Source organism: Photobacterium sagamiensis (assembly GCF_050337085.1).
GTDB classification, from domain to species: Bacteria; Pseudomonadota; Gammaproteobacteria; order Enterobacterales; family Vibrionaceae; genus Photobacterium; species Photobacterium sagamiensis.
Map to the genome: position 1 here is coordinate 1 of NZ_JAKJSP010000016.1, position 14,365 is coordinate 14,365.

A 14,365-nucleotide genomic window follows, 5' to 3' on the forward strand; every position below is an offset into this window, starting at 1 on the left:
TCATATGTGTACAGGTTTTTGGGGCAGCTCAAACTTCCGCTAATCAAGGTGTAATAAGTAGTACAAATCAACGTTTCCGATTCTTAAAATGACTGACGTTTCCGAGGCGGATTTGGTGAAGGAGCTGGGGGGGCTTTTGTCAGGGACATGCCCCGCATACCAAGAATCCGATAAATTAAGCATTACTTATCAAAGTTTCGGACTTTGAAAATCAGTTACGTCTTTGATGGACATATGTGAATGGGGGGAGGGGGTATTTTGCTGTGGTCCAGTCCCCCCCTAAGCCTAACAACTATTCATTTGGAACACTTTGCTTACTAGTTCTTCATGAAGTACGTCGACACTAACCCCTGCCGCACCATATAAACCATAAGTAATAGTTCCCCCCGCATGACCAAGAACAAGCTTGGTAAACGCTTCAGGCATACCTTTGTTGAGGCACAAGGTGCTGAGCGAGTGTCTGAACGAATGGAAGGATATCGAGTTGGTCAGTTTGCCTTTGAAGTGCTTCATAGCCAGGCTAAACCAGTTGCTCAGCGTGTTTCTTGCTTTTCCTTTGGTTCGGAACAAGTGATCCATACCATTATCAAGCGTCCCAACTACCTCAGAGATAAATGCCTTCAGGTAGAATCCGTAAGCACCGTCTACAAGCGGAGCATCTCGTATAGAATTCGAGTTTTTGACTGAGTTGCCCTCGAACTCTTCATGGATTGAGATATACCAGTTCCCAGCGTCAGTTTGCTTTACATCTGCCTTTCGTAGCTGGGTTAACTCTGCAATGCGACAACCCGTAATTGCAGCGACACGGGCTATCCAGCCCAGATAAGGTGAATGTGGCTTCTGTACTCTGCGACTCGAAGCAAATTCTTCAATGTGAGTTAGCAAAGCGGGGATGCTTTCTGTTGGTATCGATTTAGCATGTTCCTTTTTGTTTATTGGCTTATTTTCCCGAACTTTAAGCTTAATAGCGGGTGATTTCTCTATAAATTCGTTGATTTCCGCAAACTCGAACAGCGATACAAAGTCACCCATCCGAAGGTTGACGGTCGAAGCCTTGAAGCCATCATCAAGCATTGCCTGTCTTATTTGAATTAAGTCGTCGCGTTTAAAATCATTAAGCGGCTTATCCTGTAAGTTCAATTGCTTGATGAACTTTTCAAGTGTTGTGAATGAAGCTTTGCGGCAGTATTCGGTTGATGGTTTCCATGAACGGGATGAAACCTTATCTTCAATGAACTGTTCAATCAGCGGGCTGATTGTCATTAGTGGCCCACTTACAATCGATTCTACAGCCTGTGGCATTAACGGTGTGTGTTGGCGTGGTGATTCCATTTCGTTGCTATTATGGCGCACTGGCACAACTCGACGAACAATCTGGCGGCTATCTGTCGTGAACCAGTCAATCTGCTCACGTTGCAGCTCAGATTGCGCAATGGCTTTTGAAGCAAAACGGATATCCTCAAAATCACCGTAGTTACCTATTCCCTCCATGAGCCGCTGTTTCAGGTAATCGGCATTCCCAACCGCTCGATAACGCTGACTCGTTCTTAGTGACACCGTCACCGATTGTCGTTTCGGATCACCAGTGTAGTGAAGAATACGAAGATAGAAGGTATTAGCTTTTTTCAGTATAGAGAAATGCAGGGTGTCTTTTGATCCCTTTGGTGGACTTGTTGCATGACCTGTGTGATCGACCTCTTGAGTGACCTTATGTGTCACTTTATAACCATTCTGGATTGCAGTCTGAATCGGCGAGCCTGTTGAATCACCTTGCATGCGCATGGTGACAACTCCAATTTATTCAGCGAGTTATCTCTTTGTCATCAAACCTTATTCCATATCTCCCCACCATGAGCCTTTGGCGATAAGGGGGCAAAATGCTATGATGCCAGGCTGTTTTTGCGTCGTGCCCGGAAAGGTAATGAATTTTAATCGAATAGTCTGTTTTGATCTCGAAATGTGTTGTTGGAATGATGGCCGGGAACCGAATACCGGCGAAATAATAGAAATAGGATTGGCAGAGCTTGATTTAGAGACTGGTGAGATCATTCGTCGCGCCCAGCATTATGTGAAACCTGAGCATGATGAGGTTTCCCAGTTTTGCACCGAGCTGACAGGCATCAAGCCGGAAGTCATTGAGAAAAACGGTAAGCCGCTGGCTACAATTCTGAAATCGATCGAGCAGAAATTCGGTGGTCGCCATAAAATCTATGCTGCCTGGGGCCGCGATGATCTGATTTTGCGGGCAGAATGCAAAGCGAAAGGCTTAAAAGTGCCGTTTAACGAATATCTGAATCTGGCAACCATATTCAGGCTGCAACGCCATGTTACCAAGAAGCGTTGTGGACAGAGAACTGCGATGGAAATTGCCGGGATCGAGTGGGAAGGGCGACAACATTCGGGTTATGTTGATGCGTATAATCTGGCTCGCTTAGCCACAACGTTATTTTGTGATGCTAAGGATGACTTAAAAGAGTAAGAATCCCTGTCGGGAAAATAGCCGCAACATGCGGCTTTTTCCCGTGTGGTATCAATCAGCTCAGCCGCACATTCATGGTGATTTCAGCCGAAAACACCACATTGCCTTCAGTATCAGTGACTTCGACCGGGACTAATTTATCCCCTTCCGTATCCCATTCAATATTCTTTCCATTTGCGACGGCGACTAAATCGGTTTTTGCTTTTTTTAAGTACTGCACCGTCATGCCTGTTGGTAACCATTTGCTTTTCACCGGCACTGATACGTCTGTCATCATCCCTGCGGCCAGCTCTGCCATATTGCACATGGCGATGGCATGCACCGTGTTGATGTGGTTGTGAACCCTGCGTCGCTTCTTAATGCTGACTTCGGCATAACCGGGTTTCAGTTCGGTGATGAGGGGGTTGATGGAGGAAAAATAAGGAGCAACACGACAGACTATCAGGGAAAACAATTTATGGCCGAAAGGCAGCTTTATTAAGCGGCGATAGGTTTTGAGATTCTTACGCATTGGAAATTCCTTTTTCGAATTTATCCTGGTCAGACCACGCTACATTCTGTTCGATTAAAAATCAATCACCGAATATGTTCATTCCTCAATGATTTTACACTGTTTCTTATTAGGAAATATTACAGCTGCAATGTTTAAAGTTAAGTAATTTGCTTTCATATCAGTGGTTTGGGTTTGTCATCATTCTCTCTTTAGAAGCGAAACATCCTCAGCTAAGTGAATAAAAAGCTAAATGTCTGACAATAGAGTCACTATGTCTGATTAGAGATATTTATATCTTAAATGACCTGCCAGAATAGTTAAAAAGACAAACAGCCTATTCCTATAAACCGATGCAAGGAAAACAATGTTCTACTTATTTCCCTTATTAACCGTTTCTATCTGGGCAGGGAATGCCATCGTCAACAAACTTTCGTATAGCGTGATTGATCCGGGTGCGATCTCATTTTACCGCTGGTTATTTGCCATGCTGGTGCTAACACCTTTTGTTGCAAAATCCGTCTGGCGCCACAGAAAAACCATTCAGCCCCACTTGTCTAAACTGGCATTTCTGGCTTTACTGGGCATGGTACTGAACCAGTCATTGGGCTATTTCGCCGCGGTGACCACCACAGCAACCAATATGGCGTTAATTATCTCGCTGGTCCCGCTGATCAGTATGTTCATGAGCGTGCCTCTGTTAGGACAACGCTTATCCCCCCTTGCCATCGTGGGGGCGGTATTGTCTCTTGGCGGACTTGTGTTGATGTTGAGCCATGGTGATGTCCACATGCTGGCAGCACAAGGTATTACTCAGGGTGATGGTCTGTTATTGATCGCTGCATTTGTTTATGCGTTGTATTGTGTGTTGCTTAAACGCTGGCAGATGCCATTAACTAACTGGCAGTCTGTGTATGTGCAAGGTGTCTTTGCGGTAATGATGCTAACGCCATTGCTGTTAAGCAGCGAACGTATTGCGATCACGTCTGAGGTGTTGCCGCTAATTATGTATGCTGCGATCCCCGCTTCGGTAATTGCCCCATGGTGCTGGTTACAGGGTATTCAGCGTTTAGGAGCAGATCGTACCGCGATGTTTATGAACTTAATGCCGGTGATGACCGCTGCAATTGCCAGTGTGATCTTAAATGAGCAGTTAGCGTCTTATCACTATATTGGTGGTTTGATGGTATTGAGCGGCGTGGTGCTGGCGCAGATGAAAATCAAAGCACGCCAGCAGAACCTGGCGACGGCCTAATTCATTTTCCGTCATTGACTTTAAATCGAATCCAACAAAAAACGGCAATAACAGAAGTTATTGCCGTTTTTTTATATGCGTATCTAGTACCTTGACTCATTAATTATGATTGATTGAGCATATTAATTCTTTATCGATGAAGCCAAACAGTCGTCATCCTTGCTCTTTGTCATCCATTGAAGCGCTTAATGTTGATCTTTTCATTATCGATTGGATTTACAATAGCGATTATCGGGGATCCACAGTCCACTGAACCTTCCGTGCATGATGGATCCCTGATAACCGCCAGGTGAGTTTTGAGAAAGCCTGCAAGTTCAGTGTTTGACGGTTTCTGGGATGACGGACTTCGACTGTTTTAATCAATCATCTTCACTGTGTTTAGGTACTAGTTACTATCCTTTACTCCGTCCGGCTCGATAGCATCAATAATGCGGCGATACCCAAGAAAATGGTCATTACTAAAAACACATCGTTATAGGCCATGATGGCTGCATCGCGTTGCATGGTTGCCATGAGTGAGGCTTGTGCTTGTACCATAGCGGTGCCACTGTCACTGCCCGACTGGATAAAAAATCCGGCCTGTTGTTTGAGCTGATACCAGGCATCGCTACTGACACTCGGTAAACTGGCTTTTATGTGGGCCAGGTGCTCCCGGGTCTTGTTATCAAGCATGGTCGCGATAATCGCAATGCTGAATGCTCCGCCTAGGTTACGCATTACATTCGTCAGCGTCGATGCATCAGGGGTTTGCTGCTTGCTGATCCCCTGCATGGCCACCAATGAGAGCGGCACCATGATAAACGGGCTGCCGATAGCGCGTAACAGCATGGAAAATATCAGCTGCTGTCCGCCAAAATCGATGCTCATGTGGGTATTCACATAACAGCTCAAACCAAACATGGCAAAACCAAAGGTCACCAGATATTTAGGTTTGATAATCCGGGTCAGCTTGGGCACTAACGGGAAGATAAGCAGCTGGGGAAAGCCCATCCACATCAGTACTCCACCGATCTCCATCGCATTGTATTGCTGGATCTGGGCCAGATATAATGGCAGCACATAAATCGACCCCAGCAGTGCCATACCTAATATCAGATACGCTAAGCAAGATATCGCAAAGTGGCGATTTCCCAATAGCCGTAAGTTGACTAACGGGGTTTTGTGCTGCAGCTCGTTGATCACAAAATAAATAAGGCTGGCTGCAGAGATAGCCATCAGGGTGATAATAAAGTCAGAGCTGAACCACTCTTCCCGGCTCCCTTCTTCCAGTACCACTTCCAGGCACCCTAAGCCCACCGCCATTGTCACAATACCAAGCCAGTCAGCTTTAAGCAGGCTATTAATATTTAACGGCTCGTCATCTAAGCCATAGCGAACCATCATGATGAGCAAAATGGCGGGCGGCACATTGATATAGAAAATGTAGTGCCAGGATAAGTTCTCGGTCAGCCAGCCGCCAAAAGTTGGGCCAATTGAAGGCGCAAAGGTAGCAGTAATTCCAAACATTGCCATACCGACAGCCCGTTTGTTAATCGGGAGTAGCTGTACCACCAATGAGAAGGCCAGCGGAATTAATGCTCCCCCGCTGAAACCCTGCAGGGCACGGAACACGATCATCGATGTCATGTTCCACGATGTAGAACAGAGTAACGATGACACCGTGAAGAGCACTGTGGTCCAGGTTAGATAGCGGCGTTTGCCCAGAGCGACGGATAACCATCCGCTCAGCGGGATCGCAATCATTTCTGCGACCAGATATGAGGTCGAGATCCAGGAGCTTTCGTCTAATGTTGCAGACAACGCCCCCTGAATATCTTTCAGCGAAGAGTTGGTGATCTGAATATCTAAGATCGCCATGAATGCCCCAATCAGCCCCCCGATCAAGGCAATCCAGTGGCGGCGGGGGACTTCATTGTTGTGTTCTGTTGCTGTAGCTTGTTTTGATGCCAAATGGGTGTTGGTAATAGCTTGCTCACTCATGGCTTAGCCCCGGGTATCAACAGTCGCAATGACTGACAGCCCCGGGATCAGTTGCCCGGTTAATTGCTCCGGATGAGGGAGCACAATTTTCACAGGGACACGCTGGACAATTTTGGTGAAGTTACCGGTCGCATTTTCAGGCGGCAGCAAAGCAAACTTAGCGCCAGTCGCCGGAGAGAAACTGTCGACGATACCGTCAAGGGGTTGATCCGGAAAGGCATCCAGTTCAACGGTTACTTTTTGTCCGGGATGGATTTTAGCCAGCTGGGTTTCCTTGAAGTTTGCTTCTATCCAAACCGCTTTGGTCGGAACCAGGCTCATCAGGGGCATCCCCGGTTGTACATAGAGTCCGACGCGTAAGCTGCGCTTGCCAACAATGCCATCAACCGGAGCATAAATGTTGGTATAGCTCAGATTCAGATCGGCTTGTTCTAAGTGGGCTTTTGCTTCTGTGATTGCTGCCTGAGCCTGTGCGATTTGGCTGTTAATGACATTAAGCTGATCTTTAGATGCCTGAGAACGGGCGTTGGCTTCGTCTAATTGTGCTTTAGTCACTTTAAGATGTGAGGCTGCATCATCGACTTCATCTTGTGACGAGTAATTGCGTTTTAACAGGCTATGGGTACGGCTCATCTGTTGTTGGGCGCGTTCATGTTCAGCCTGTGCAGAAGCAATCTGGCTCTTTGCCTGGCGGATTAATGTTTGTTGCAGTTGATACTGAGCGTCCAGGTTATCAATGGCGGCAGCACTGACGGCCAGATTCGCATTGGCCTGATTTTTGGCTGTGGTGTAATCGCGATCATCAATTTTAGCCAGTAATTGTCCGGCTTTAACGTGTTGGTTATCGTCTACATAAGATTGAATGATATAGCCAGAGACTTTTGGGCTGATATTGGTGATATCACCTTGCAGGTAGGCATTATCGGTTGATTGAAAATACTGGCCGTGACCAAACCAGTAACCACCGGCAGCGATACCGAACGAAAGCATGATCAAGGTGGCAATGAGCGGGGCTTTTTTATTATTGGATTTTTTGGTTTCAGCCATAGTGTTCTCTTTTATCACGTTACTAAGTCAATAAATTTTGTGTTGCGAAGTGTAAAAGAAAAAGATTGGTTGATTGGATAGGAAAAAAGGGAAACACTGTTGCAGGAAAGATAATAATAGGCGCCTTATGGATCTGAATACGATAGCAATGTTTACCCAAGTGGTTGAATGTGGGAGCTTTACTCATGCTGCCGAGATGTTAGATCTCACGAAATCAACGATTAGCCGTAAAATTGCCGAGCTGGAATCTCACCTTGGTGTGCGTTTGCTCACACGTTCGACGCGTAATTTAGTTCTGACCCAGGAAGGGGAAGTGTTTTATCAGTCTTGTGTGCAGATGCTTGAAATTATGGAGCAGGCGGAGCTGGAAGTAACAGCCAATCAGGATTTGATCCGTGGTCGTCTGAATGTTGTCATGCCGGTGGAATTGGGCCACCTAGTACTGGGACAATATATTAATGATTTTTTGAAGCTGTATCCGAATGTCACTATTCATTTAGAGCTGACAAATCGTGAAGTCGACATTATCGGGGAAGGCATTGATTTATATGCTCAGATAGGCGATATCACCGATTCAAGCATGGTCGCGAGACCTTTCCATTCATCACAACGCGTGCTGGTGGCCTGTCCTGAGTACCTGTCCCAATACGGAGAGATCCACAGTCCCGCAGATCTCAAGCCGCCGCATCACCAAATTAAGATCTACAACGCCGCTGTGAAGATACCCAACTGGCATCTGAAGCAAGCCGATGAAGACGTACATGTCGATCTGCCGTATAGATTACGGGTAAATACAATAACGTCTTCATTAATGGCTTGTCTGGATGGGTTGGGTATTGCGATTTTGCCGGAATTTATCTGTCGGGAACATCTGGCAGAAGGGCGCTTGGTCGCCCTGCTACCTGATTGGAATATGTCTAACGCACCTGTGAGTTTTGTTTACCCGCAGCGTAAGTTGATGCCGAAAAGGTTACGGGTGTTTATTGATTATATGATCGAGCGTTTTGAACAGCGTGACAGGGCAATTAAAAAGAACATGTCTCCCTGAGCCCACGGGTATTGGCAAATCTTGCCGGTCATTTTACATTGTAAATTATACCAATCGGGATAAGTATCTGGTCATATACTTTTCCCGATTGGCATTATCTAGAAGCGGTGACGGTAGCCTAAAGTAAAGGCAATATCGGCACTGTTATCCATGTTAACGACATTTTCAATCATAGAGACTTCCAGCGCACCGTGGTTGAGGTGGTAGCGGTAGCCCAACAGCACCTCATTTGAGGGCTCTGACAGGTCTGAATTCGCATCGGATGCACCTTCATAGATGTGGTATTCCAATAACAAACGGTGCCGTTCGGTTATAATGAACTGATACCCCATTGCCGCCATAAAGGCGACTTTCTTATAGGGAAGATCAGCGAGTGCTTCGTCATCACGGCGATGTGATAGCCCCAATGTCGTATAGATTCGATGCCTGCCGGCGCGGTAACCATAGTTAGCTTGCAGTGATTGTTCAAAGCTGCTGTTTGCAAAAGGGCCGCTGGACACATAGTTATAATATAGCGATCCCCCCACCGATAGACCGTGCTGCCGAGTCTCAAATACCTGATAACCGGTATATAACGTGATGGCACTACTTAGGGTTTCTCCACTGAAATCATGGATTTCAACTCCATGTTCCGGATCTGAAATATCAAACGAATGATCATCAACACCCTCTCTGCCGTTCTGGCCGATACCAAACGCATCATGGAAATTCTTGGTTAAGTTATCCAGATGGTTATTCGCGGCAAAATGCCAGGTGTAATCGAGATCGAGTGTCCACCTTTCATTCACCTGCCACTGCCCGCCGACGGTCAGGGCATTCTGATAATAGTCGGCGGTGTAATCTTCAGTCTCGGCCCAGACACTGGCAATGGTGCCAGTAGCATATAGCTCGACTGATCCCGCTCTGTTACTGAAACCGGAACGTAATAGCGGGGTTAGGCTATTTGACTGAAGGGGTGACTGGGCATAGGTTTTCAGCGGACCATAATCGTCAAAGCTGGCCTTCGCACCAGCGGCGGTTGTTACCAAAGCGCCGAGTAAACTGGTTGTGATTAATGTTTTTGCTTTGCTGATTGTCATTCCGGTGCCACTTAATCCCGTCAGGTTAGATAGTAATGTGTTTATCTTTTTGCTGTGCCGCTATCTCAAATGTTTATGTGATGCGCTTGTTGCATATGCTTTATGTATGCATTTGAGGTGGAGTTTATAGCGCATGCAAGCTTTCTAAAGTCTGAATGAGATTGATATAGCGACCGGGTGAGCCGGTTACTTGCAAAGATGATATTCCTCCCGAGTATGTTGTCAGTATAGGAAAATATGTGAAGACACACGACTTAGACTTCGTGCAGTGTATTAATTTAAAGGCTCACAGAGTGTTATTGGAAAGCTGACGATAGGGGATGCCAAGAGCCGGTGATTGCTATTTCCCTGCTCGTGGCTCTATTTTTATGGGATGGCTAAGATTGGTATCAGGACTCAGGAACAGCGCTTCTAACATAGCTGCGTCATCAAAATGCCTTTCGCCAATAAAGCCAAAATACGCATAAAATGGATCCACAGAGTTATATACCCAAAGCACCTCAAGAGCTGAATCTCGTATCTTGAGGTGGTTTGGGTATATCTGTATTAGTTTAGACGTGATGTAGGGTTAGTTGGCTGAACTTAACCTTGAACGGCCTTCAGTGTTATTGGCGATGGGGTCGATTTCAAAACTAAATGTATATTTATTACCAGCTCGAACTGTATTGCAGAAGAGTAAGCTATATTGCGAATAGTGATAAGGCAGAAATAAAAAAACAGTGACCCAGGAAGCCACTGTATATTTTATAGGGAGAGAGGCCTTTAACTAGATGCGGTTGCTTGACTTCCTGATGAGAAAAATAGGATAACATTCAGGCAGAAATGGCCAACAACTGGGAGTGTCTTCATGCTCGACTATATAGAACCTGTATTTCGCCCGCCTTCGGAGTGGAAATCGCTTATTTTGCAAGTGACCAATGGGTGTAGTCATAACCGTTGCACTTTCTGTGACATGTACACCCAGCCACAGAAGAAGTTCCGCCCGAAAAAGCCGGATGTTATCGAACAGGAACTGCAAGCTATCGCGGAGTCTGGAGCGCGCGTGCATCGGGTTTTCCTTGCCGATGGTGATGCAATGACACTGCCTTTTCACCGCCTGAAACAAATTTGTGAGTTAATCAACCAGTACCTGCCCGGCGTACAGCGGATTTCCAGTTACTGCCTGCCGCGTAACCTGACCAATAAAACCACTGAGCAATTGGCTGAGCTTCGTCAATTGGGACTCAGCCTGATGTATGTCGGTTGTGAAAGCGGTGATGATGAGGTGCTGGCGAGGGTAGAGAAGGGCGAGACTTTTGAGTCTTCGCTGGTAGCCCTGAATAAGATCAAAGCGGCTGGTATGAAAAGCTCGGTAATGATCCTCAATGGTCTTGGCGGACCGACGCTAAGCCGGCAGCATGCACTGAACTCGGCAAAGTTGATGAATGCCGCACAGCCCGACTATCTATCGACGCTGGTGGTGTCGTTTCCGCTTGGAGAAGAGCGTTTTGCTGCGGGGTTCGACGGCCAGTTTCGTCAGTTGACGCAGCCGGAGCTGTTCCAGGAAATGCAGTGGTTGCTAGAACATCTAGAGCTGGAAAAGACGGTTTTTCGCTCCGATCATGCGTCGAACTATCTGGTATTGAAGGGAATACTGGGGCGGGACAAAGCTAAATTACTGCAGCAGGTTAATCTGGCTATCAGTCATCCTGGTGCTATGCCATTACGACAGGAGTGGCAGCGTGGCCTGTAGTATTTGAATTGAATTAAAGCCGATAGATATCGGCTTTTTAGTCGACAGAGTTTATAAAATAATATGCGGCAGATAGCGTGACATATCCTGCGTCACTTTTGAGGTATCTTCACGAATGGAAATGCCGCCCGGTTTATCATCGACCAGCCAACTACCGATCAGGGTGTAGTAATCGCCGAATTTAGGCAGTGGGTGATAGGCCTGATAAATGACCCCTTCATCGCCATAAGGGCCCTCGGTTCGCAGTGTCTGCCGTCCGTTCTGCACTATCTCAATATTGGCACCTTCACGGGCAAAAATCGGCTTGATGACATAGTCTTTTAGGTTGCCGAGCTTCCGGTCATCGGGGAAGTAGGCGGGTAGCAGGTTGGGGTGGCCTTCGAACTTTTGCCACAGCAAAGGCAGCAATGCCTTGTTGCTCAGGATTGATTTCCACATTGGCTCTAGCCAATTAACCTTACTATCAGCGAGATACTTCCCGTACTCTTCCCTGAACATGAACTCCCATGGATAGAGTTTGAACATCCAGCGGATCGGGCGATCTTTCTTATCGGTAAACTCATTTTTTCCATTGAGGCCGATATCTTCAACGTGGACAAAGGCGGTCGAGAGTCCGGCTTCTTTAGCGCAATCTTCCATATATTGCACGGTGCCACGGTCTTCTTCGGTGTCTTTGCAGCAGGAAAAGTGCAATGTCTGGCCTGGCTGTAAAATTGCCAACTCTTTAAAACGGTTAATTAGCAGCTCTTGCAACAGGTTAAATTGATCGGCATCACGTCTGAGCGTGCCGCTTTTAACCTGATCTTCCAGCCACAGCCATTGCCAGAAGCCGGTTTCATACAAAGAAGTGGGTGTATCGGCATTGTTTTCATACAGTTTGGCGTGGCCTGTGCCGTCATAGGCAAAATCCAGACGGGAATAGAGAGAAGGCTCTTTGCGCTGCCAGGATTCGAGCACGTTTTGCCACATCATTTCCGGGATTTGAAATTTTTGCAGCCAGTATTCATCGCGCACAACCGTATCGACGACATCCAGGCACATCTGGTGGATCTCTTCGGTCGGATCTTCCAGATCCCGCTCGATCTGCTCTAAAGTGAATTGATAATAAGCGGTTTCATCCCAGTAAGGATCGTCGTACATGGAATGAAAGCCGAATCCAAATTCTGCCGCGACCTTACGCCAATCTTTACGTTCTTTACAATCAATTCTGAGCATGGTTCTCTATCCTTATCGTGCTGCGATCCAAGAGGAAATATGACATTTTTTACGCCTATTAGGGTAAAAGATTGAGCATTGTGTGAGGTCGATAATGTTGTATTACTTCAAATAAGTACTGAGAAACTGAGTGACTGCTGTTTCAATCGCCACCAGGCGTGCTTCTTCACTTGCGACAGGTTGATGCATTAACATCTGAGGCCAGAAAACCACGGCTTTAAGCGCAGCGAAGAATTGTTCAGAGGCAATTTCAGGGTGCTCAACATCTAATTTGTCAGCGTCGATCCCTGCCTTGATCCATTGAGACAGGCCAAGACACCCTTCCAGGCTCTGGATTTTTTCCATCATGATAGCGGCGGAATCGCCAGAGCGGATACATTCAGCCAGCACCATGCGAGACAGCGACTGAAAACCTGGGCTACAGAGCAATTCGACTTCGGTTTTTGCAATAGCACTAAGCTGTGATTTAACCGACTGATTCTGATCAAATTGAATATTAGTGAGCTCATGGATATTCGATAAAAGGCGCTCGATAATGACGCTGAACAGGCTCTCTTTGGTCGGGTAATACTTGTACAAAGTACGCTTAGAGACTTCTGCCTTTTTTGAAATAGCTTCCATAGTGGCTTGTTCCAGCCCTTTTTCTGTGAAAATTTCTATCGCAGCAACAACAATATTTTCTTGTTTAATTTCAGCAAGTTTAGTCATGTTCCAACCAATGAGTAAAATAAAAGTAAACGACGCTGTTTACTTTTGTCTAATTATGAATATGATTAAAAGTATACACCGTCGTTTACTTTTGAGGCTAGCGAAAAATATGAGCACTATGGTGAAAACGTCTTTGATTTCTTTAATGGGAGTATTGGGACTGGCTGCGTGTGATACTCACGCTGTGAGTGGTGACCATGTACGCAGTGCAGATCTGCGTCAGGAGCGTATTGCTAATTCGCCACAGTTTCATGATGGCAAAGTGATTTCTCGTCTTCCGTTGGTAGAAACAGAAGAAAGCATGGTCAAAACCATGTGGAAGTTTTTCGCTCAACGTAGTCAGTATAAGCCAGCTGAAGCCTTACCTTATAGAGGTGTCGACACGCCGTTGTTGGCAAAGAGAAGCGATCAGTTGCGGGTTACCTGGCTGGGGCATTCGTCATTGTTTGTTGAAGTAGATCAAACGCGAGTGCTAATTGATCCTGTGTTTGAGTATGCTGCCCCTACAATGTTTGCGCGACTGTTTCAGCGTAACGTTGCAGCACCTGTCAGCCGTGAAGACTTACCAACGCCAGATGTGATTGTGATTTCTCATGACCATTATGACCACCTGGAAGAGAGTACCGCGCGTTTTTATGCCGATAAAAATGTGATGTTTTTTGTGCCTTTAGGTGTTGGTCGCCATTTAGAAGCATGGGGCGTTTCACCCAAGAACATTCAAGAATTTGATTGGTGGGAAAGTAGAAAAATCAACACGGTAACGATAACGGCTGCGCCTGCCAATCACAATTCTGGCCGGGGTGTGCTTGATACCAATAAAACGTTATGGGCATCCTGGGCGATTCAGGCTGAAGCTGGCAGTGTGTTTTACAGTGGTGATTCAGCCTACGGTGAACACTTCCAGCAAATTGGTGAGCGGTTAGGGCCGTTTGATATGTCATTTATTGAAGTTGCAGCCAATGTGAAAGAAGGCAGCGGTTATCCGGTTGAAGGCTGGGGCCACATGCAGGCAGCGCATACCATGCAAGCTCACCTCGATGTCAGGGCTGAAAAGTTATTCCCGGTGCACTGGTCAACTTATGAGCTGTTCCTGCACCGTTGGGATGAGCCAGTAAATGATCTGATTGAGGAAGCAAACTCTTACAATGTTGAGCTGGTGACACCGAAGGTTGGTGAGTCTCTCGACTTCTCGCAGCCAGTGAGAACGGCTTACTGGTGGCATATGAGTACAGAGCCGGAGTTCAATGACGTGGCTTTAGCCAGAAATGCAGCGAATTAAAAATCGTTAAGCTACACACAAGCCCTATCTGCTGGAGTAAGGTGTCCACTCGC

General features: G+C 46.4%; 12 protein-coding genes. 5 read left to right on the forward strand and 7 right to left on the reverse strand.

Translation table 11 applies throughout. The annotated features are described in order from the left end of the window. Positions 1-285: 285 nt before the first annotated feature. Complete coding sequence (locus L4D76_RS06610; protein WP_428440125.1) at positions 286-1,782, reverse strand: tyrosine-type recombinase/integrase; 1,497 nt, start codon at positions 1,780-1,782, stop codon at positions 286-288. Between the two features lie 139 nt (positions 1,783-1,921). Here L4D76_RS06610 and L4D76_RS06615 point away from each other — a divergent pair, with 139 nt between their 5' ends. Beyond that, on the forward strand, positions 1,922-2,479 hold the full coding sequence (locus L4D76_RS06615) for a 3'-5' exonuclease (protein WP_428440126.1): 558 nt from the start codon (positions 1,922-1,924) through the stop codon (positions 2,477-2,479). 55 nt (positions 2,480-2,534) lie between these two features. Here the strand turns inward: L4D76_RS06615 and L4D76_RS06620 are convergent, their stop codons facing one another. Beyond that, positions 2,535-2,990 (reverse strand): hotdog fold domain-containing protein, encoded by a 456-nt coding sequence (locus L4D76_RS06620; RefSeq protein ID WP_428440127.1) that lies wholly within the window; start codon positions 2,988-2,990, stop codon positions 2,535-2,537. Between the two features lie 346 nt (positions 2,991-3,336). Here L4D76_RS06620 and L4D76_RS06625 point away from each other — a divergent pair, with 346 nt between their 5' ends. Continuing rightward, positions 3,337-4,224 carry a DMT family transporter gene (locus tag L4D76_RS06625; protein ID WP_428440128.1) on the forward strand — a complete coding sequence of 296 codons (888 nt, stop codon included), beginning with the start codon at positions 3,337-3,339 and terminating at the stop codon, positions 4,222-4,224. A 399-nt stretch (positions 4,225-4,623) separates the two neighbouring features. Here the strand turns inward: L4D76_RS06625 and L4D76_RS06630 are convergent, their stop codons facing one another. Continuing rightward, positions 4,624-6,204 (reverse strand): DHA2 family efflux MFS transporter permease subunit, encoded by a 1,581-nt coding sequence (locus tag L4D76_RS06630; RefSeq protein ID WP_428440129.1) that lies wholly within the window; start codon positions 6,202-6,204, stop codon positions 4,624-4,626. Positions 6,205-6,207: 3 nt separating this feature from the next. After that, on the reverse strand, positions 6,208-7,251 hold the full coding sequence (locus L4D76_RS06635) for an HlyD family secretion protein (RefSeq protein ID WP_428440130.1): 1,044 nt from the start codon (positions 7,249-7,251) through the stop codon (positions 6,208-6,210). Positions 7,252-7,378: 127 nt separating this feature from the next. Here L4D76_RS06635 and L4D76_RS06640 point away from each other — a divergent pair, with 127 nt between their 5' ends. Beyond that, positions 7,379-8,299 (forward strand): LysR family transcriptional regulator, encoded by a 921-nt coding sequence (locus L4D76_RS06640; protein WP_428440131.1) that lies wholly within the window; start codon positions 7,379-7,381, stop codon positions 8,297-8,299. A gap of 98 nt (positions 8,300-8,397) precedes the next feature. Here the strand turns inward: L4D76_RS06640 and L4D76_RS06645 are convergent, their stop codons facing one another. Beyond that, positions 8,398-9,378: a DUF3187 family protein gene (locus tag L4D76_RS06645; RefSeq protein ID WP_428440132.1), complete on the reverse strand. Its 981-nt coding sequence runs from the start codon at positions 9,376-9,378 to the stop codon at positions 8,398-8,400. An 847-nt stretch (positions 9,379-10,225) separates the two neighbouring features. Between L4D76_RS06645 and L4D76_RS06650 the strand changes: the two genes are divergently transcribed. Further along, positions 10,226-11,110, forward strand: coding sequence for a radical SAM protein (locus L4D76_RS06650; RefSeq protein ID WP_428440133.1), 885 nt, complete (start codon positions 10,226-10,228; stop codon positions 11,108-11,110). A 51-nt stretch (positions 11,111-11,161) separates the two neighbouring features. Here the strand turns inward: L4D76_RS06650 and L4D76_RS06655 are convergent, their stop codons facing one another. Together L4D76_RS06655 and L4D76_RS06660 are read right to left on the reverse strand one after the other, a co-directional pair. Then, positions 11,162-12,325, reverse strand: coding sequence for a glutathionylspermidine synthase family protein (locus L4D76_RS06655; RefSeq protein ID WP_428440134.1), 1,164 nt, complete (start codon positions 12,323-12,325; stop codon positions 11,162-11,164). Between the two features lie 102 nt (positions 12,326-12,427). Continuing rightward, positions 12,428-13,033, reverse strand: a complete 606-nt coding sequence (locus L4D76_RS06660) for a TetR/AcrR family transcriptional regulator (protein ID WP_428440135.1) — start codon at positions 13,031-13,033, stop codon at positions 12,428-12,430. Between the two features lie 109 nt (positions 13,034-13,142). Between L4D76_RS06660 and L4D76_RS06665 the strand changes: the two genes are divergently transcribed. Next, complete coding sequence (locus tag L4D76_RS06665) at positions 13,143-14,312, forward strand: MBL fold metallo-hydrolase (protein ID WP_428440136.1); 1,170 nt, start codon at positions 13,143-13,145, stop codon at positions 14,310-14,312. Positions 14,313-14,365: the final 53 nt, after the last annotated feature.